This is a genomic window from Janthinobacterium sp. YR213 (assembly GCF_900099875.1).
In the GTDB taxonomy this organism is placed as follows: domain Bacteria; phylum Pseudomonadota; class Gammaproteobacteria; order Burkholderiales; family Burkholderiaceae_D; genus Janthinobacterium; species Janthinobacterium lividum.
On record NZ_FNDA01000001.1, the window covers coordinates 1,063,107 to 1,082,094 of the forward strand.

The following is an 18,988-nucleotide window of genomic DNA, read 5'->3' on the forward strand; positions in this document are numbered from 1 at the left end:
AGATTGAATTTTTAAGGAAATAGAAATGAAGATGAAACAAGATAAATTAGCTACGGCCCTAAGGATCGTCAACACAAGACCTCTGCTGAGATTTCTGGTTTGTATCGCACCTGGTGTGATGCTGAGTCAACTCACATTAAAACTGGGCATGCCTGATCCAGTACGAGTTTTTGCAACAGTCTGGACATTAGGCGGGGCCGTTTTGTTTATCGCGTGGCCAACGCTTTATAACCGGCTATTCGTCCTGGAAGCTGACGTGCCGACCGTGGCGGACAACAAAAATGGGCAAGTGGAGCCCATGTCAGGGTTAAGCCAGCCGCCAGCACCCGGCATGGCAGAGGCATCAGCGGATATACACTCGAAGCTGATGCTTGAGCTGCTTGCCATGTGCAGTGGAGACGCCCAAAGGATGCTGAGAGTGATCTCGGAAGAATGCACTCTCAATCCGCACGAGTCGTATCTGACAGCGATTATGCGTGCCCACCACCGCCAGAAATTGTTGCTTAATTCCCCGACTGAAAATTTGAGCTAGCTACCCACACGGCAATCGCAAGGCTGCAGAGCATGACCGCGAGTATATTTGCCGATAGCGTAACAGGAGCTATCGGCAGAAAGAAAAACAGACCAAATACCAAACTAAATACATGCATCGAGGAGTAAAAGAAAACAGGATTCGATGTCTCAAATTTATAGCTTTTCCTTGCTCGAATCATGAAGCCATCTACTGCGGATGGAATACACAGCGCGAGCACAGGGATAAAAAACATGGACGTCAGTGCATATATACGCCATATGCTTTTATATATCATCAGATATACTCCTCGTAGCCATTTTGCTGCATACCTTGTAGCTGCAGAACTCGGGAATTTTGTATTAACCAAACCTTCCGTTGATTGCATCACGCCAGTCGCAATAAATGCCGAAGTAAATGTATCGTTGGCTGAAGCATTTACCTTATCCAGATTCACGCCAAAACTTCTCAACATCTCAACTTCCTCGCTCTGCACCCCCTGGTCAGGACTGAATAATGGAACCGATATTATAGTCAATAAAGGCAAAAACAGTGCCCACAAGATGAAGTGACTCAAGAATGTATTTTTTACTTCAACAGGATGAATAGCCATGACTAGAAATTTTTTTCATTTTTTGGAAAAAATTCTGCCAATGACTCATTATCCAGAAGAGAGTGAGGCATAATCTGGATCATCAAAAATGCAGAGGCTATTGAAACTGAAATATTAGATTCAATTCTTGAATTCCTCATGGGATACTCAGCCCATTTATTAATAAATTTATCGGCACCACAAACGAACGGCGACCATACAATATCACCGCTAGAGGTTTCCACCACCAGTTGCTGAGAAAATACATCCTGACTGTGATTTATCAACACCCTTGCAAAAGCCCCGGCAGCCGCTTGCACATCCCCGCTTCGGTCGTTCTCTTTTTTGTGCTGACTAACAGCCTGTTTAAGACAATAACCAAGAAGAGATTTTCCGCTTTTCGTCAATGAGTATGGGCCAACGTAGTTGGCAAATTTAAGCGCCATATCCTCCAACAATGGATTGACTAGCCATATAAATTTTGTCTGCGTCAAGAGCCCAGCATTCTTTATCGCATCTAATAGAATCTTTTTTTCATTCATGGTTATGTCTTTTTTGGTTAACTCTTCATTGTGCTTCTACCACATGGCTCATCACTTCCATCCAGACAAGAGAGCAATAGTAATTTAGTATACATTCAATATAAAAGAGGAAGTCGCCCTTTGTATAGTGTACTGCCTGCCAAGAAAGCAAAGTATTGCAACCCGGGCAATCTAGTTAATAGTTCTGGGGCAACAAAAGGTATTTCCACTTCACTCATTGTCCTGGAGGTTGATCCACTGAATTCGGTGAACGACTTTGACGAGCCAGAGCCACTTGAATGCGAAGTAGTCACCGCCCTTGCCGCTGTTGTTCCGAATGACTTCGCAATCCACTCAGCCATATCCGGGTCTTTGACACGAAGACAAATTACGTTGTTAAGGTTGCCGAGTGCCTGTTTTGTACGAGCGCTGTCGCCAAAAACAACATCGAAGTCTGCAATTGTTTGAGTCGCAATGTACGCCTTGATTCCTGCCCCACCACCTTTATTTAAGAGTTGAATGCCTTGTTCGTTCATCACTTCCGCTGCTTCATCGATAATTAGGTGAATGTCTTTTGGATTTTTGAAGTTATAAATTGAGCCGGCCACAGATGCAAAATCAGCAAGCATAATTGATCCGATCGCCGACCCAATAGTCTTGTTGGACAGCGAATCCAACCCGACATATAAAACCGCATTCTCTTCTATAATTTTTGTCGTGTCGTAAATTGGCCTCTTGTCATTCAGGTCGAGTGGATCTGGAGATAACATGGATCCAAGTTCATCCGAACCGAGCATTTCCAGGATCGGCTCAAGTACCTGAATCATTTTAGTGTAGTGCTCTTTTGAGTGATTTACCATCGCGATCAACGATTCAATAGCTTCATCTTTTAATCCAGAATGCTCGAATTTTGCGACCATGCACTGCAGACGATCCGTTTTGATAGTCGGCATTTTACCCTTTGGAGTCTCTATCTTGAAAGTATGCAGGTTTGCGTCCCACTTCGTTCCTTCGAGATTGAATAGCTGCTTTTGGATAAGCGATTCCAACAGTGGTTCCACTCCTTGCTGGACAAATTCTTTCGCTGATTTTATCGATGGCATCGAGCCATTTGCAACCTGTGCACGCATAATCCTGAACAATGTTTTCCAGGCAAACGCTGCGAAAGTTCCCTCTGCACTGATTAACTGGCCGATGCGCGTTGCTGGCTCGCCTACGGTGTTCCAGTTAGCCAAGGGATTGATGCGAATGGACTTCGATGGATGCGCCGGATGGAAATATAAGAATTTCCGTCCGGTCCTCTTGCATTCCATTTCAATACGATTTTTTAGATCTTTATCACCCTTGGGATCCATCACAATCAAGCTATCGCCTTTATGGATGATCTGTGTTGCCAGTACTTCGTACAGGCGAGTTTTACCCGCCCGCGTTGTTCCAACTATTAACGTGTGCCCCGACAATCCTTCAAACGGTAATCTGAGTTCCGTTTCCTCCGGATTTATGCCATGTATCCACGGTACGCCGACAACGTTCTCTTTCATGGCATCATTGAGCGTTACAGAGTCTCTGGGGTAGACGGCTTCCCGGATAAAGGGAGGTAACCAAGCCGGCGGACCTTGAATCTCACCAGGGCTGCGGAACATGATTTGTCGAGCGATTTCGGCATGTTGCTGCGTCCATTTGAACCCGCTGCCGAGCCAGAAACCACCTCGCTCCCACTGCCGCTTTGATTTTTCGACGGCGGCAAGTACGGGAATCTTTTGAACGCGGAGCGCCGATATCGACGCACGGAATCGATATAATTGAAATGCCTCTCTGGCACGCAAACCAGAGAGCGCCAATGTCCCCGCTGCTAGCAGTGGCCACATCGGCGGCTGTAGCACGAGCATTGAAACCGCCGATGCGCCCCAGGAAAGAGTAGCGGTGGCCTCGTATGCAGGCCGAAACATATCATTGTATGTCCGTGCCATTAGCTACCTCCCATGAACCAAGGCTGAAGTTGCAATTTGAGTAGAATACCTCTTCCGTCTTCAGTACGGTCGACGATCAAATCTGCATCTACCATCATCTTGCGGATGGATGTCCCTGCAACGCCGAAAGCTCCTAACATGGTGATAGGAACAGCAATCCCTCTTTCTGAGACCTTGAGCAGCTCTTTTAGTTTGGGAAAGTTTTCATGTTTCGACAGCATCTGAAACCATTCGCGCAGAACCGGATGGGCCATATTAAGTAGTGCGTCACCCTTGTCGTTGTTCTCGATATTGCGGACGGTTCCCCCCGGCAGCGCAGAACTATGATGGGTTGCGGGTGCAGTTTGGAGCGGGGACTCAATCGATTCGATTGTACTTCCCGGCCCTATCATGTCGTCTTGCATAAATGCATCAGCTTTTATGCACAGATCTGCCGCAGGATCATAGTGAACGTCCGATCCGCGTTCCTGATACTGGCGTACTTCTACCTGAACATGATGTGTAATTACCTTGCTTATCGTTTGCCTGACGACGCGCGCGATTGTACTTTCGATACCATTCTGAAGCGGTTTGGGATTGATGGCGTTGTATAGCATCAATGACACACGTAAATCGAAATTGTTAAGAATTCCATTTGGCATAAACCGTGCCGCAATAGCTGCACCCTCACTCTGGGTAAGTTCCTGTGCTCCTTTTCGCCATGTAAACATCGAGACCGGATGCTGCGCTAGCCAAACCGAGAGAGGGACAGGGGACACAAGTGGATGATATTCAACATCATTGTCACGCGTAGTAATCAGCGTATTTTCTGAGAGCAACACAACCCCAGTGGCCATGGTCGCGGCAAAAGCTGCAAACCGGCATTGTGGTTCCAGCACACGCCTTTCTTCCGATGCCAGTGTTGGATTGAACATTTGCGTTCCGGCCAAACGCAAAGAAATCAGAGCGGACGTCAAGCCGAAATCGATCGCACCGCCAGGCCTGGAAAAAGCGGCGTTGGATAGCGGCATTTTTTGCACGTGGTCCATATACGCCAAGAGCACAGGAAGGTAGAACCGTGAAAAAACCTTTTCCGGAACGCCAGCTGCAGTGTGAATTTCGCTTATTCGAGTTGCTTCTGATGCAATTAAGTCAGACGAGCTCGCTGGTAACATAAAATTTTGCATCCATACATTATCGGATTAGGGCTACATAGCACGGAACCAATAATTGACTAAATATTCGTACCATTTAATAATGTTGCCCAGTGGCAAACCGGCATCTTTTCTGGACAATTTGTGATGCGATTTTTTTTATAAGTACATGATTATTATGTACTTTTTTAATTATAAAATCCAAATATCGCACTAATTCACGTTGAATACACTACATTCCTAAAACAATCGTTGTGCCTAAAATGCAATGAAAATTGTTATTTTGATCTCAGTTTGTGTATTTTATTAATTTCTTCGAGACTACTTTTAGTTTGTCTATTTCGTCTTTCCAAAAATTAGTATATGTCGCAACTACCAAATGATTACTGGTCTCTGGCGAAGTGGTCAGACCGGACGGAAACGAGGATTTGTTAGTCGCCTTCTGCGCTAAGAGTTGGTTTGTCTCCGAAGGAAATGAAAAGGAATTTGAAACCCATTGAAATTTATCAATAATTTGAAAAATTTCCATGTGGCAAATAACGCATACTTTTTACACAAATAGCAACGCTGATTTTAGAGGTTCGTAATGCTTCAAACATTTGACGTAACGACTACTGCTGGTTCTTCGGTAGACATAAGCAATATCGATTTGGGAAACCTGAACAACGAACAATTGCTCTCTCTGCATATTTATGTAGCGGAATACAGGGCATCATTTACACGGGTAGAAGGAGAGTATCTGATCCTTTCATCTCGTCTTAAAGCGATTCAGGATCTTTTAAAAGACAAGTTCTATGAATTCTCTGAACGGGAATTGGGCCTCAAGCGCCATACTGCCCGGCGTCTTCTCGCCATCAACGCATGCCTGGTCAAGCATATCTCCACCAATGGACAGATCGATTTGAATGAGGCACGCAACTATCGTCGCAACGCCTTATATCTGCTCGAACCCGTGACCGATGTCGATGTGATCGAAGAGGTACGTGCACTTGCAAAAAATGGACAGACTATCGATGAAGCAACAGTTCGACGTATCATCGATTCACGCAATGTGGACTATGAAGAAAAAATTGCGTTAGCGGAGGCCAAGCTGCGTAGTCAGGAGAGCGATCTGCAAAAGAAAGAGCAGCAGCGCGCTTTGGAAAATGGCCGACTTAAGGATCGCTTGGCCAATCAAGACGAGTTGCTACGCAGGGAAAAGGAAAAGACCGTGGCACTTGTGGAAGAGCTGAACGAATCCCGCAGCCAGGCCACGATTGTCGCCCATCCGGTCGAGATCGTGCGCGAGGTTCTTCCCGCTGGATTGGCAAGTATCGAAGAAGCCACTGTGGCTGCAGAAATCCGTTTGGCTGCAATCACTGCCCGCGCTGAGTTGGCTGAGGCACAAGCGAAGACGTTAGAAGAAAAGCATCAGGCCATTGAAAAAAATGCGGGCCTTCTCCGTGCTCAACGAGATGAACTGGTTGAAATCAAAGCTGCTGTCGAGTCCATTCTTCTCAAGTTCCCACTGGCTAAGTTGCGAGCAATCTCAAGCAAAAGCGCTGAAACAAAAGCCGCGCTGGAGGCAATGGGGCAGCTCATGATTCAATTTGGTAATCAACTTTGTACAGCAACAGAGCAAGCTTAGTTTCTTGCCGCGGCCATTTTTGACCGGAAAGCCCGTAAGGAATTTTAATGAACAGTCTTCACCTAGATCTACCTGAGTCGCAATTGGTGCTCAACGCACAAGATAAGTTCCAGAAACAAATCATTGCGGCCAATTACGCTATCATTAGCGCCATCAATGGCACGATGGACTTCGATGCACCCATTGCTGCGAATCTATTCGGATTGTCCAATGAGCATCTGGCACTTATCACTGGAGCAACGAAAAGTGCTCTTGCCACGGCGTTAACAATAGGCTTGCCAATTTTCTCGCTACGCATCGCCACCATGGGGTTCATGAACGTCCTTAACGAACCGCAAGGCACGGATACGGCAATGACGATGCTCCTTGACACTTTCGATCAACCTCCACCGCTCCTGTCCCTGGGGGAACCGTTTAGTGTGCAACGGCCACCAAATTCCTCTGAAGCAATGCTGGAAGTTCAGGATGGCGCACGTCGTCTGATCGAACTGGCTAACTATAGTGTGTTAGATGCTGTACGAAGCCTGCAAACTTTTGACGATCCATTAGCATCTCATTTGTTTGGAGCAGAACAGGATGTTCTTCTTGCTCTGTCCCAGTTACCGCGAGCCCGTACATTGCAATTGGTACTCACTGGGGTCCCCATCTTCGCTGTACGTCAGGATTGGCCACAAGCCTTGCTCTTCGCGGAGAACGATGGAATATCCGCGCCAGTTTCGATGCTTCTCAATTCGTTCGGACTCGCGTCCCTCAGCGCAATGAGCGCTTAAGATCGGGAGACGAACTTGACACACATAAGCAGGAATTACGCAGCGAAGCTCGCTATTGCCCGCGAATTAGCGAGTCTGGGTGCACGTGCAGTAACCATATCATCAATCGCAAAGACGAAACCAGCCGATTCTCGCGCGCAATACAAGCTGGTCCGTGGAGTTCAGTCCCAGCCGGGCCAGACTCCAACTGACCACGAATGGTTTCTTTTTAACCAAGTAAGGCGGCAGCACGGAGCGCTATTGCTGGCGATGTATGCATCCTATCGCGCAGCTCTTGACTCTTCTCCAGATGCGCATGGCTTAGCCGTCGTTATCACTTATAAGATGTACATACGCTTGACTTTGAACAAGCCAATTGTCAGTGTGGAACGTTTGAATTTACTGGTAGGTACAGGCTTTAACATCGGCTGGCGTGGCATTCTCAAAGGAGGTTCATCGAAATTTTCCTCTGACAATGTCAAGGTTGCTCTTTGCAAAAAGTGCCGGGTTCCCCATTTGGTGGAAGCCCATTATTTGAATTATATCTGTCCCAGTCATCAGAACGCATAGCCATATTTTAGGCTAATACGCAAAAAGGCCACTCTCTGACATCAGAGAATTGGCCTTTGTTTATTTTTATTCAGGGAAAATGGATTGTGATGCAGATTGGCAGCACCACCGAAGCAACCACGCCATGGCCAGTTAGCACCTGGGATTTAATTTCCGGCAGGAAAAAATAGGGAAGCTTGCACGTCCAGAGGCTACGAAAAGTAGTCTTGCGACAACACCATCCCGGTATTTTGAGCCTTCTGCAGATCCCGTACATTGACGTAGGCAGTAGAGAGTTTCAGCGCGTGCCGAAGCATGTGGTCCACCGACCTGGACCGATGGGTAGAAATTACATTTTCTTGGAGGATATTAGCGAGCCTGCGAACTTGATCATCTTCCCCAGCAAACGCCACAGTGCGATCAGCGGCATGAAAAAGCCTCGAGGAGTTTCCCGTGCGCCAGTAATAAAGCCTTGTATAAATGCATTCATTTCAATATCTCCTGAGTTACTTGTTACGGAAAAAATTACTGACTGAACATTAAATTCCGCATCGTCATATAGTAACAGCTTTTCCACGATTTTCAGCAACTGCGTAAAGCATGGTCTCCCACGACAGGTATTGCCAAGCAAGCCAAACTGCATTGATGACTATTTTTAGAAACGGCTTGATCGTCCTGTCCCCAATTTACAGATGAAGATCAAACACGATGAGAGGCAAATGGGTGCATCGGATCCTGGCCTGCACAAGTTGTTGGTCAACGGCCGAACCGCCCCCTGACCAACCTTCACGAATGGACGGCAGTCGTAAGCAGATAGCGTAGCCGTGCTCAAGCACAGTAAGTATTACAAGCGGCAGACACCGGCATGCCACAAAATTTTGAGCGGTGTTAGCAAGCTCCGGCAATAAAAAACCCGCACTTTTCAACGAAAAATGCGGGTCTTCTACAATTCTTGATCTTTTAACTTTTTCCTGGTGCCCGGAGCCGGAATCGAACCGGCACGCCCTTACAGGCGGGAGATTTTAAGTCTCCAGTGTCTACCAGTTTCACCATCCGGGCAGCGCGGCAAGATTCTAGCACAAGTGATACCGATTACACCATCTTGCCCATTAATTGCCGCACTCTCAGTGCTACTCGCTCCCATGGCTACTTTCCCGCGCCCGGTGCTGCGCATCATCCGCTGATGCCAGCCCGTTGAAGAACAGGTTCAGCAGCACCGCGACGATGGCGGCCAGCAGGATGCCGCTGTGCAGCAACGGCGACAAGGCCTTGGGCATGTGCTGCGCATACTGTTCCGCCACCAGCGGCAGCATGCCGAAGCCGATCGACAGGGCCACGATGAACAGGTTGTTGCGGTTGCTCTTGTAGTCGACACCAGCCAGGATGCGGATGCCGGTGGCGGCGACCATGCCAAACATCACCAGCCCAGCCCCACCCAGCACGAACGCCGGCACGGCTTCGGCCGTCTGCGCGATCTTTGGAATTACGCCCATGACGAGCAGGATGATGCCGGCCGCGACACAGACCCAGCGGCTGCGCACGCCCGTTACGCCCACCAGGCCCACGTTTTGCGAGAACGAGGTGTACGGGAAGGTATTGAAGATGCCGCCAATCAAGGTGCCCAGGCCATCGACGCGCAAGCCGCGGCTGATATCGGCCTGCGTGATGCGCTTGTCCGTCATTTCTCCCAGCGCCAGAAACATGCCCAACGATTCGATCATGACGACGATCATCACCAGGCTCATCGTGACGATGGCAACCACGTCGAAGGTCGGCATGCCGAACTGGAATGGCGTGACGATGGCAAAGGCCTTGGCGCTGGCCACCTTGGCGAAATCGGCCTTGCCCAGGGCAAACGACAGGGCCGTGCCGGCGATGATGCCGATCAATACCGCAATATTCGACAGGAAACCGCGGCCATACTTGGCCACCAACAAGATGACAGCCAGCACGAAGAAGGCGATGCCCATGTTATCGAGCGCGCCATAACCGGGGTTGGCAATCATGGGCACGGGACCGGCTGGCGCGGGCAAGCCGGCCGCCGTGGCGGCAGCGGCCATCTTGACGAAGGCAGGATCAGCAATCTGCGCCATGGCTGGCGGCCCGCCCATGGCCCAGTTCACGCCCACGCGCATCAGCGACACGCCGATCACGGCAATGATGCTGCCCGTGACCACGGGCGGAAACAGGGCCAGCAGGCGGCTGATGAAGGGAGCGATCAGCATGGACACGACGCCGGCGCCGATCACGGTGCCAAAGATGCCGGTGATGCCCAGGGCCGGATTGTTCGCCATGGCCAGCATGGGACTGACGGCGGCAAAGGTCACGCCCATCATTACGGGCAGGCGGATGCCGAAGTACTTGCCTATCCCCAGGGACTGGATCAGGGTCACCAAGCCGCAGCAGAAAAGATCGGCACTGATCAACGCCGCCACCTGCTCGGGCGGCAGCTTGAGGGCGCGGCCGACGATCAGCGGCACGGCGATGGCGCCCGCATACATGACGAGCACATGCTGCAAACCCAGCGTAAACAGCTTGCCGGCTGGCAGGATTTCATCGACGGGCGATGGCACGGCAGGCGTGGTGCCCGGCACGCTGCGGTGGATGGATTTCAGACGGGGAGTGGCCATTTACGCTCCATTTCCTGGGTTACCGCGGCCCGGATGGGCGCAGATGAAAGGGAAAAGCAAGAGAGAAACGGGACGACAGGAACGCACTGGCTGCGGATGATGCATGCGAAGCTCCTTGGATGGGACGACCAAGGAATGCCAAGCATGCATCGTGCCAGGTAAATTGTATACAGGAATTGTGCCGAAATAGCATCGCGGCTGTAAAAATCGGAGGCTGGACGCGCAGCCGTGCACTGTTTTCTGGCGCGCCGGCACGCGGCCGCACCAGAAGGCAGCATCGCAAGCGGCGTCCAGACCTGGTACGACGAAGCGGTATCAAGGTCTGGAACTCTGGGACTCTGGCATGGCGAGTGGCGCCAGGCGACGACCTCAGGGGATCACGCGCGGCGCAAGCAAGCTGCAAGCCAACTGCAAACAGCCGCAGGCCAGCCGTAGAGCAGCCGCCGACGTCGTTGCGCAACGGTCGACGCTAGCTGCCGGCACAGCCATCCATCAGCGCTTCCAGCTGCCGCACATAGGCCGCGCGCAAGTGTTCACGCGCCAGCAAGGCTTGCACTTGTTCAAAAATGCCATGCTGCGGCACGGTTGGCAAGACGGGTGCCGCAGGACGAACGGCGATACAGGGCACGCCGATGGGCAGCCTTTCCGCCGCGGCTTCCAGCTTTGTCCCACCTGCCGCGCAGCCACCCAGCAGCCCAGCAAGCACGCAGACCAATACACAGGCCCATGAACAGGTCAATGAATGGGGTAGTGAGCAGGCTGATGAGCAAGCCCGTGCGCCAGCCCGTGAACAAGCCTGCAAGTAGCCCCGGACACGCAGCAGCGCCGGCGCACTCGTCATTGCCGCCCTCATGGCATCCTGCCAGCGGGTCTTCCAGCCATTTCACTGGCGATCAGCACCTCGGCCGCCTGGCAAGCGTCATCATCCGGCTGCAGCGCCAGGATGCGCGCCACTGCCGCCTGGGCGTCTGCCTGCCCGGCCTGCGCAATGTCCAACGCCTGCCGGGCCCGTGTCGACCGTCGTACGCCCTCCTCCCGCATCGCATTCAGGGCCTGGGTCTGGCGCCGCAACACTGCTTGCACCTCCAGCACCTGTGCCGCGCATGCGACACGGCCAGCCTCATGCCCCCAGCGCTGGGCGCAAAACACGGCCGCGCCCAGCAACAGCAGCATGGCCAGCACAAGCAACGGCGGCTTCATGCCAGCACCTTGCGTGCTGCTGCATACAAAGCCAGGCGCTCGGCCAGACCGTTCACGCCACCGTTGATGCGGCGCGTAACGCGCTCCTGGTCGCCCGCGTCGGCCAGCCGGTTCAAGCCGCGCGATTGCCAAAACCAGCCCGCCGAGCGGCAAGCGGCAGTCGTTTGCTCCAGCAACTGCGGCGCGGCCAGCAAGTCCAGGCCCAGCGCCACGCCGCACGCCGCATAGTTGGCGCGCCCCGTCACCTGCAGCAAGCCGCGTCCCTTGAAGCGCACGCCATCGCCAGCAATCACATTGCCCAAGTCCGCCCGCCCTTCATAGGCCGCGCCGCTGGCCAGTTCGCGCACATAGCGCAACTGTCCCGATTCGTGGCCCACCTGCGCCAGGAACGACGCCTGGCGCTGCGGCGTATCAATCTCGAACTCGGCCATCGCCGCACTCAAGGGCGCCAAGAACAGCGTAGCGCGGCGGCCGGCCAATGGCATGATCTGCATCAATTGGGCGCCTGTCACAGCAGGCCCCGCACGTCCTTGACGGCAGCGGCCGCATCAGCCGCCAGTTCGCCGATATCCTTGCCGCGCCGCTTGTCGAACCAGCGCACGCAGGCGCCCAGTACCCACCAGGCGGGCAAGCCGGCCGCCACCATCAGCGGCGCGGCGATGAATAAAAAACCCGTGGCCGGATCGCCGCCATACAAGCCCGCCACGGTCTTCGCGCTGTCGAACAGGCTGGGCCACCACGACAGCACGGCGGCCACGAGCACGGGACCGAGAAAGGTGGAAATGATGATGCTGGAACAAAAACGGATAAATGCCTCCTTGGTGGATTGGGGCCACATGAACATGAAGCCCAGCGACGTGGCAGCGGCGCCGGCCAGCACGGGCACGCCAAACAGTTTGATCAATGCGCCGCCGGCGGCGGTGGTTTCGAGGGCCATGGTTGCCTTTCAGGTGGTGGAAATGAAAAAACCCGCCGAAGCGGGTTTGGATGTTGCAAGCACAATCTTTATGCCACCTTCACGATTACACGGGCGCGCCCATCGTCTTCGGTGGCGATGACCTTGCCAATCGCCAGCAAATAAAGCTTGAAGGTCATGTCATCCTCGTGCACGGCCAAGCCCCCGATGCCCTCGCCTTTCTGCACCGGGACAATGTACTGTCCTGGTGTCGCATCCAGAACGTTCACAGGCACCTGGCCGCAGAAAGCGATGCGGTCAACCTGCTGGCGCGCCGCTTCCAGAGCGGCCTCAAACGCCAGACCGGGTGCGCATTTAAGGCCCCATTCCTCATCCGTATCTCCCGGTATGGTTTCGTCGCGATATTGCGCCTCGCGGGCCGGTACTGCGGGTGCAACCTCAACCAGCCTGCCATCGACCTCTTCCAGCACAGCATCCATGGCATCAACGGCCGCGCTGAGCAGCACTTTACGCGTGGAAGGCATGAGGCGCTCTACCGGCACTGGCCGGTCACCCAAATGCCGCGCCCACCGATCTCCGCCAACCATACAAGGATCGGTCGATTTAACAGCAAAGGCAATGGCGCGCTGCCACTGGTCGGTTAGTTTCCCATCAACATCAATACCGATAATCTGCCCCGGAAGAATACCCATGCATCCAGGCGCTTTTAACATGTATTCGGCGTAATCGGTACCGCCGGCGTTGATGGTGCCGGCGGCGCTAATCGAGCGCGCTGTCGTGGAATTTCGCCCCACGTATGCAACCGAGGCACTGTTGCCCCAACCGCCGGCACCATTGGAGGCTCTAATCGCAAAACACGAGGAGGTTACCCCCGTCTCTACGCGCCCGACGTAGCAAAGTTCGCCGAACTCTGCAGTCCTACGGGTTAACTGATGCGCACTTAACGGGATAACTGGGCCAGCAGTAATAATGCCTGGCAGGGTAATGTCGCCGGAGCCATTCATATCCAAAACTGGTGTGACATTGTCAGGCAAGCCTGCATCGACAACATTCAAACGCAGTTGAAATCCCTTTCCGTTAGTCCCCGGATGACTGCGTGTACTCCAAAAAAATCTACCTGTATTGGAGTAGCCTGGAACCGATGCAGCCCCCATGGAGAGTACTTCATAGTAGATGCCAGCGCCACCCGCTCCACCATCATTCGGTGCCCGAAGAGCGCTTGCCCAAAGAGTACTGGATATCCCACCTGCAATTATTTGTTTCGGACCGATCAATACTGACGAAGAATCGAAAGTAGTCCGCTGCCGCTCGAACGTAACCGTATTCTGCGCACCAAGTTTCAAGCCAAAGATGGAAGACGCCAAGGTCCCGGCTGGGGGCTCAGCCGCCACACCGTAATACGATACGTCAGAATCCTGCCAGCAGCTGGACTCACAGTAAACCGCCAGAGAGAAGAAGGTGCCACACAGGATGTATACCTGACCATCATCCGTGATGGTTACTTCCGATACCGTATTATTTGTCATGCCACCTTCGTTGTGAAAAACGCTGCGTATCTTGCTGTCGTTGTCTACTCGAAGCTGAATAATGGTTACCATGGCGTTCGACATACTGGCAATAGCACCGTATGACGTGGTTCCACTTACACGAATTGATGCCTCCATTCCCTGCTGTGCGGGATTAAACTTCCCGATTCGCCACCAGCCTGCCTTCATACCGGTGTTCACGATAGCGCCTGGGACATACGCGCAAGCTTGCACATATTGCGATGTGATGATCGGGGCATTCGAATAGATCGTGCCCTTCATATTCCCCCCGGACAATGGCAATGCATTGTAGGGACCCGCCGCAAACGCCCGATCAATTTCATTCAATTTCTCGTTGACGTTAGGCATACCGTCATAAAATTTATCAGCCATTTAAATTCCTTCAATTTGTAGAGCTGCAGAGTAAGTGTCAAAGTACGGCGTAGCCACAGCATCGATATTGCTGACCTTGCCATACAGCATGTAGTCCTGTTCCACCAACGGATCCGGATTTTCCGGGAACAAGCTGAATAGCATCGGCTTGCCCTTGCCGTTCTCGCGCAGGATGCGCATGAAGCGGGCGCGGTCCATCGGTGTCAGATGCGTCAGATTGATGCTCAGCTTGTCGCTGGTCGTGCCCAGCGCGGTTTTCAGGTTGCCTGCACCCGTTCGGTAATTTTCACTGCTATCCTGCGTCTGCAACTGGGCGCCGTACTCGGCGTTATATTGCGGTGACCAGTAGTTGCCCACTACCAGACGCGAGATTTCCAGGTAGCCTTCCGGGCTTTGTGGCGCAGACACGTCGATCACTATCTGGCGCACGCGCACCGGCGCGAACCATGTCACGCCGTCAGAGCCGCCGCCGCGCGGCCAGGTGTTCACACCGCCCCACTGGTAGGCGTTCCAGCCGAGCGGCAGCACACCCCAAGGATAGGATCCATGCACAGCAGCCGGACACGGGAAGATGCTGCCTGTGTCGAATACCGGCACGGCGTCGCCCGGCCGGGCATAACCGCGCACGCGCATGCGCGCGCTACTGGTCATGTTGGTGGAGATCAGCGCCACGCAGGCGATGGACTCCTGTGTCGGCCATATAGCTGAGATGGTCTGCGCCGTGCCGGCGGCGCGCAGCACGGCATTCTTGCTGTCGCGCTGTAGGTTGGCCGGGCCCAGTTCGCCGGTTTGGCTTAATGCAGTCAACACCGCGCGGTCAGCGGCATTGTCGTGGATGATGCGAAGATTTCTCATGGCAGCATTGCCCCTTCCAGGATGAGGTAAGTGGTTGGTAAAATCAACCCAGTGGTAACGCCGATAGGCTCGGTGGCGGTATATCAACAGCGCCGCTTCGACAGCATCACCTCGACTATCTCGGCACCGGACGTGCGGCGCCGCATGCTCCGATAGAATTCGGCGCGCCGGCGATTGGTGCCAACGCTGGGATCGTATGACGGGTCGGAGGTTGGGCAGCCCGTCACGACAGGCCGGATCGTCATGACGGCCCCATTTGCTACACAAGATGCGAGCGGAAACTCAACGCGCCGCCGGCGCTAGTTTCGACGGCCATGGTTGCCTTTCAGGTGGTGGAAATGAAAAAACCCGCCGAAGCGGGTTTGTGGTGACTACTGTTTTGCTACACGACCTTGACCATGACATAGGCCCGTCCGTCCGGCTCAATCGAGATCACGCGCCCGACCGCCTGCAGGTACTGCAAATGGGTGAGGTCCGCCTGGCGGACGGGAAGGCCCTCGATGCCGGCACCGTCCTGGACCGGCACGATGTAGTCGCCCGGCTGGGCGCCCAGCACGTTCACCGGCACGCGGCCGGCGATGGCGATGCGGTCGACCTTCTGGCGCTCGGCTTCCAGCGCCGCGTCGAAGGTGGCCATGGCCTCGGCGTCTTGCAGCACGGCAAGTTCGTGGGCGGCGAATGCAGCGGCGAACGCTGCCTGTTTTTCTGCCCACTCGTCGTCGGTGTCTCCAAGCTCGGTGACCACGTCCTCGTATTCCGGTGGGTTGGTGCCCGGTACTGCCTGCTGCGCGACCACGTCATCACGGCGGACGGCTTGAGTCGGCGCCGGCCCTGCCTGAGGCGATGGTCGCTGCCCTACGTCATTCGCCCAGGAATCGCCGCCAACAAACGAGGGCGCCGTCGATTTGATCGAAAACATGACGGCATCGGCCCACTGGTCGGTGACTTTATTATCAGCAGTGATGCCTACTATTTGACCAGGAGCGACAATGCCGCAGGTCGGACACTTGAAAATATACTCCGCATAGTCGTTACCCCCAGTATTTACTGTCCCCGCTGTAGATACACTACGTCCAGACACAGAGTGCTTACCGACGTACAACACGTTATTGGCACCGTTCCACCCGCCAAGCCCGTCTGCCGCAAGGACTGCCAAACTAGGGTTTGTTGCGCCGTCCCTACCGACATACAATATCTCCTCGCCCTGGGCTGAGCCTCGGCTGATGTTATGCCGGGCATTAACATCCCCGCTACCTGCTTTTAAGAGCTGAATATAGACCAGGCCATTCCCGCCAAACCTTGCTATGTCCGCCGAGGTCGTATTGGAGTTTTTGTCGTAAGCCCGAAGGATATACCGGTAACCTTCTTTGCCTGGCAAGGCTCCGTTTCCGCCGGACACGTACCAACCGATACTGCCAGCCGAGTAGGTGCCGACCAGTCCGCCGATGCCCGAAGAAATGACGCTGTTCACACTGCCTGCTGCAGCGCCAACTGGGCAGTTCAAAATATATGACCCGCCCGTCGTCCAGTCACCGATAAATAAGCCGTTGTTGATCTGCACAGCGTTCTGTGCGCCGGAGTACAGGCCGGACGAGGATATTCCCCTTATGCGTGGCGGGTACGCCGCTGCATTGCCCGAATCGTAGATCAGTGTTCCAGGAGGTGTTGCTGTTACTGATACAGGTTGTGCGTATGTAGTGGTGGTAAAGCCCAGCAGATTAAACGACGCTGCGCCGAATGAACCTGCCCTGAAGTTCAAATACACCTCAAACGTCCCATTTACCAGTTGATATACTTGTATTCTGGCGTTGTTCGGGACTGCTCCATTAAAGGTCGAATCGTAATAAAATCCACCTCGGACGGCCAGCATAAGCACGAAGGGGGAATTGGCGTTTGCTGCCCAGCCATCATTCAATACCCCGTCAATGCGCAGATGCTGCGCATTGCTGCTGTCGTCAGCTGCAAATGTGGCGATTCGATACCAGAGGCCTGTTGGTGGATTTTGGCCAATATAGCTGTACCCGTACTTATTAGAAACTCCAACTACTACAGGTGCTGATGTCGTGATGGAAATACTTGGATCAAGCCACGCTGGATTCATGTACCCATTCGGCCCACCAAGCGGCGACCGCCCCACGGCTGGCGCATACGACGCCACCACGGCGCCCCGTCCAGCCAGCTCGTTCAAGCGTTGGATCGTGTCCTTCTGGCCATAGTAAAAAAAATCACCCATTACAGTTCCTCGATTTCAATGTTACTGGCATAAGCCTGGAAAGATGGCGTCGTGATGGCGGCCAGGTTGGTCAGACGGCCATACACCTGGTGTGCCTGCTCCAGTTCGACATCGTCGCTATCCGGATACAGACTGGCGAAAAGCGGGCGCGACAAGCCGTTGCCGCGCACGATCCGCCACAGTTCCGCGCGGTCCAGCGGCGTCATGTGATCGAGCGCCAGCGACAGCTTGCGGTAAATCACACCCCGTTCCACCTTCTGTTCGCCAGCGCCGTTACGGTATTGGGTGCTGGTATCGACCGGTGTAATACCAGCGCCATACGAGGCGTTCTGCTCGGGACTCCAATATGCCCCTGCGACCAGGCGCGCAGCCTCGATGTAGCCGGCAGGATTGTCGGGGTCGGCCAGGTCGATCACCAGCTTCCTGATACTGCGCATCTGGAACCAGCAACGGGCGTAGGTACCGCCGCCATAACTGTAGGCATTCAAGCCCAGCGGCAACGCGCCCCAATCCCACATGCCCAACCGCGCATACTCGCACGCAGGCATGAGGCCCGTATCGAATGCAGGCGCAGTGTGGCCAGGCTCGATGTAGCCGCGTGCGCGGATGGTCGCCCCTGAGGTCAAGTTGCAAAACGGCAGCGCCACGCCACCGATGATTTCCGGTGACGGCCACGTTGCCGTGATGCTCAGCGCAGCGCCGGTTGAGCGCAATACCAGAGACTTTCCCTCGCGCTGCAGATTGGCCGGCCCCAAGGTGCCGGCCTGGCTCGATGCCATCAACACCGCGCGGTCGGCCGCGTTGTCGTGGATAATTCGGAGATTCGTCATTTTTTAAATTAAGCCCAGTTGGCTAAAGCAAAAGATGCACTTTTCCCGTTGTAGGGATCAGCATTCTTTGCTGCAACTAAACCATAAGTATCCAGAAAAGGGGTGGAGGCAGCGCCATTAAGTTGCAAACCAATCGTTATAGAATTTACTGCAGTCACCTTGGCGTAGACCCCAGCAGGGTAATCTTGCTCCCCTAGAAAACTGGCTACCAATGGATTGACAACAATCCAAGGCATCTCGTTGAATCCTGAGAACGCATAGGAGTACGGGTAAGTGAAGTTCGGCGTTGCCGTGTGGATCAAATTTTCAATAATCCTCGCATGCCGATTATTACTGTTATATGTAATTTCCCCTGCGGCGTTGAATACCTGCAAACCAAAGTTACCGGAATCGGTTACGCCGCCAACACGAGTGGAGAATACTGCATAGTCGAAGCCAGAGTCTGAAGCATCGATCAAGCAGAAGTTTCCCCCGAACACCGTACCATATTGTTTAGTCAAGAAGATGCCGCCAACGTATTTACCATATTCATTAGGACGAACAAGGATAAGCGGAATCTCTGCATTCAGATCAATACCGAAATCGCCAAGGTTTATCACATAGTTGCCGTAGCCGCTGTTATCCGCGCCTTTAGCGACAGAACCTCCGGTAACGTAACGAGGATTTTTTAAGTTATCGTCAATCTGGACAACACCGTTAGTATTGAAGATTTGAAGACCTGCTGTCATTTTTATATCCGATATACTGTAATAG

At 53.5% G+C, this 18,988-nt stretch carries 19 protein-coding genes and 1 tRNA gene; 4 read left to right on the forward strand and 16 right to left on the reverse strand.

Annotated elements, in window-relative coordinates:
• Positions 1 to 25: 25 nt before the first annotated feature.
• Complete coding sequence (locus tag BLT98_RS04700; RefSeq protein WP_092605615.1) at positions 26 to 532, forward strand: hypothetical protein; 507 nt, start codon at positions 26 to 28, stop codon at positions 530 to 532.
• Here the strand turns inward: BLT98_RS04700 and BLT98_RS04705 are convergent.
• From BLT98_RS04705 to BLT98_RS04715, 4 genes are all read right to left on the reverse strand, one after another.
• Entirely contained in the window at positions 504 to 1,124 is a 621-nt protein-coding gene (locus BLT98_RS04705; protein ID WP_092605617.1) for an IncC plasmid conjugative DNA transfer DtrJ family protein, read from the reverse strand. The genes BLT98_RS04700 and BLT98_RS04705 overlap by 29 nt on opposite strands.
• 2 nt (positions 1,125 to 1,126) lie before the next feature.
• A complete protein-coding gene (locus BLT98_RS28670; RefSeq protein WP_070257653.1) occupies positions 1,127 to 1,645 on the reverse strand; it encodes a hypothetical protein in 519 nt (172 codons plus the stop codon).
• A gap of 95 nt (positions 1,646 to 1,740) precedes the next feature.
• Positions 1,741 to 3,594, reverse strand: coding sequence for a conjugative transfer system coupling protein TraD (traD, locus tag BLT98_RS04710; protein ID WP_070257654.1), 1,854 nt, complete (start codon positions 3,592 to 3,594; stop codon positions 1,741 to 1,743).
• The gene (locus BLT98_RS04715) at positions 3,594 to 4,748 is read right to left on the reverse strand and encodes a TraI domain-containing protein (protein ID WP_170846290.1); all 1,155 of its coding nucleotides are present in this window, start codon (positions 4,746 to 4,748) and stop codon (positions 3,594 to 3,596) included. The genes traD and BLT98_RS04715 overlap by 1 nt, the downstream gene beginning before the upstream one ends.
• Positions 4,749 to 5,313: 565 nt before the next feature.
• Between BLT98_RS04715 and BLT98_RS04720 the strand changes: the two genes are divergently transcribed.
• From BLT98_RS04720 to BLT98_RS04730, 3 genes are read left to right on the forward strand one after another with little or no spacing between them, the layout of a single operon-like run.
• Entirely contained in the window at positions 5,314 to 6,354 is a 1,041-nt protein-coding gene (locus BLT98_RS04720; protein ID WP_092605621.1) for a hypothetical protein, read from the forward strand.
• 47 nt (positions 6,355 to 6,401) lie between these two features.
• Positions 6,402 to 7,124: a hypothetical protein gene (locus BLT98_RS04725; protein ID WP_092605623.1), complete on the forward strand. Its 723-nt coding sequence runs from the start codon at positions 6,402 to 6,404 to the stop codon at positions 7,122 to 7,124.
• A 15-nt stretch (positions 7,125 to 7,139) separates the two neighbouring features.
• Complete coding sequence (locus BLT98_RS04730) at positions 7,140 to 7,673, forward strand: FlhC family transcriptional regulator (protein WP_071653700.1); 534 nt, start codon at positions 7,140 to 7,142, stop codon at positions 7,671 to 7,673.
• A gap of 328 nt (positions 7,674 to 8,001) precedes the next feature.
• Here the strand turns inward: BLT98_RS04730 and BLT98_RS04735 are convergent, their stop codons facing one another.
• The 12 genes from BLT98_RS04735 to BLT98_RS28680 form a co-directional block, all read right to left on the reverse strand.
• A complete protein-coding gene (locus tag BLT98_RS04735) occupies positions 8,002 to 8,229 on the reverse strand; it encodes a hypothetical protein (protein WP_139144199.1) in 228 nt (75 codons plus the stop codon).
• Between the two features lie 395 nt (positions 8,230 to 8,624).
• Positions 8,625 to 8,711, reverse strand: a tRNA-Leu gene (locus tag BLT98_RS04740).
• Between the two features lie 71 nt (positions 8,712 to 8,782).
• Positions 8,783 to 10,282 carry a nucleobase:cation symporter-2 family protein gene (locus BLT98_RS04745; protein WP_244517385.1) on the reverse strand — a complete coding sequence of 500 codons (1,500 nt, stop codon included), beginning with the start codon at positions 10,280 to 10,282 and terminating at the stop codon, positions 8,783 to 8,785.
• Positions 10,283 to 10,751: 469 nt separating this feature from the next.
• The gene (locus BLT98_RS29095) at positions 10,752 to 10,910 is read right to left on the reverse strand and encodes a hypothetical protein (protein ID WP_170846291.1); all 159 of its coding nucleotides are present in this window, start codon (positions 10,908 to 10,910) and stop codon (positions 10,752 to 10,754) included.
• Positions 10,911 to 11,131: 221 nt separating this feature from the next.
• A complete protein-coding gene (locus BLT98_RS04750) occupies positions 11,132 to 11,482 on the reverse strand; it encodes a hypothetical protein (protein ID WP_092605627.1) in 351 nt (116 codons plus the stop codon).
• Positions 11,479 to 11,976 carry a glycoside hydrolase family 19 protein gene (locus BLT98_RS04755; RefSeq protein WP_092605629.1) on the reverse strand — a complete coding sequence of 166 codons (498 nt, stop codon included), beginning with the start codon at positions 11,974 to 11,976 and terminating at the stop codon, positions 11,479 to 11,481. The genes BLT98_RS04750 and BLT98_RS04755 overlap by 4 nt, the downstream gene beginning before the upstream one ends.
• Positions 11,977 to 11,990: 14 nt before the next feature.
• Complete coding sequence (locus tag BLT98_RS04760) at positions 11,991 to 12,419, reverse strand: hypothetical protein (RefSeq protein ID WP_092605631.1); 429 nt, start codon at positions 12,417 to 12,419, stop codon at positions 11,991 to 11,993.
• Between the two features lie 68 nt (positions 12,420 to 12,487).
• Positions 12,488 to 14,317, reverse strand: a complete 1,830-nt coding sequence (locus BLT98_RS04765; protein ID WP_092605633.1) for a hypothetical protein — start codon at positions 14,315 to 14,317, stop codon at positions 12,488 to 12,490.
• Positions 14,318 to 15,172, reverse strand: a complete 855-nt coding sequence (locus BLT98_RS04770) for a hypothetical protein (protein ID WP_092605635.1) — start codon at positions 15,170 to 15,172, stop codon at positions 14,318 to 14,320. It lies immediately after the preceding gene.
• Between the two features lie 382 nt (positions 15,173 to 15,554).
• Entirely contained in the window at positions 15,555 to 17,405 is a 1,851-nt protein-coding gene (locus BLT98_RS28675) for a hypothetical protein (protein ID WP_139179089.1), read from the reverse strand.
• Positions 17,405 to 18,235 (reverse strand): hypothetical protein, encoded by an 831-nt coding sequence (locus BLT98_RS04780; protein WP_092605639.1) that lies wholly within the window; start codon positions 18,233 to 18,235, stop codon positions 17,405 to 17,407. Before BLT98_RS04780 ends, BLT98_RS28675 begins: the two co-directional genes overlap by 1 nt.
• Positions 18,236 to 18,243: 8 nt before the next feature.
• Positions 18,244 to 18,963 carry a hypothetical protein gene (locus BLT98_RS28680; RefSeq protein WP_139179092.1) on the reverse strand — a complete coding sequence of 240 codons (720 nt, stop codon included), beginning with the start codon at positions 18,961 to 18,963 and terminating at the stop codon, positions 18,244 to 18,246.
• Between the last annotated feature and the right edge of the window lie 25 nt (positions 18,964 to 18,988).

Bases quoted from the DNA above. Each gene is read 5' to 3' on its own strand.
- BLT98_RS04700 (WP_092605615.1), top strand. From the start codon at position 26: ATGAAGATGAAACAAGATAAATTAGCTACGGCCCTAAGGATCGTCAAC.
- BLT98_RS04705 (WP_092605617.1), bottom strand. From the start codon at position 1,124: ATGGCTATTCATCCTGTTGAAGTAAAAAATACATTCTTGAGTCACTTC.
- BLT98_RS28670 (WP_070257653.1), bottom strand. From the start codon at position 1,645: ATGAATGAAAAAAAGATTCTATTAGATGCGATAAAGAATGCTGGGCTC.
- traD (WP_070257654.1), bottom strand. From the start codon at position 3,594: ATGGCACGGACATACAATGATATGTTTCGGCCTGCATACGAGGCCACC.
- BLT98_RS04715 (WP_170846290.1), bottom strand. From the start codon at position 4,748: ATGTTACCAGCGAGCTCGTCTGACTTAATTGCATCAGAAGCAACTCGA.
- BLT98_RS04720 (WP_092605621.1), top strand. From the start codon at position 5,314: ATGCTTCAAACATTTGACGTAACGACTACTGCTGGTTCTTCGGTAGAC.
- BLT98_RS04725 (WP_092605623.1), top strand. From the start codon at position 6,402: ATGAACAGTCTTCACCTAGATCTACCTGAGTCGCAATTGGTGCTCAAC.
- BLT98_RS04745 (WP_244517385.1), bottom strand. From the start codon at position 10,282: ATGGCCACTCCCCGTCTGAAATCCATCCACCGCAGCGTGCCGGGCACC.
- BLT98_RS04750 (WP_092605627.1), bottom strand. From the start codon at position 11,482: ATGAAGCCGCCGTTGCTTGTGCTGGCCATGCTGCTGTTGCTGGGCGCG.
- BLT98_RS04755 (WP_092605629.1), bottom strand. From the start codon at position 11,976: ATGCAGATCATGCCATTGGCCGGCCGCCGCGCTACGCTGTTCTTGGCG.
- BLT98_RS04760 (WP_092605631.1), bottom strand. From the start codon at position 12,419: ATGGCCCTCGAAACCACCGCCGCCGGCGGCGCATTGATCAAACTGTTT.
- BLT98_RS04765 (WP_092605633.1), bottom strand. From the start codon at position 14,317: ATGGCTGATAAATTTTATGACGGTATGCCTAACGTCAACGAGAAATTG.
- BLT98_RS04770 (WP_092605635.1), bottom strand. From the start codon at position 15,172: ATGAGAAATCTTCGCATCATCCACGACAATGCCGCTGACCGCGCGGTG.
- BLT98_RS28675 (WP_139179089.1), bottom strand. From the start codon at position 17,405: ATGGGTGATTTTTTTTACTATGGCCAGAAGGACACGATCCAACGCTTG.
- BLT98_RS04780 (WP_092605639.1), bottom strand. From the start codon at position 18,235: ATGACGAATCTCCGAATTATCCACGACAACGCGGCCGACCGCGCGGTG.
- BLT98_RS28680 (WP_139179092.1), bottom strand. From the start codon at position 18,963: ATGACAGCAGGTCTTCAAATCTTCAATACTAACGGTGTTGTCCAGATT.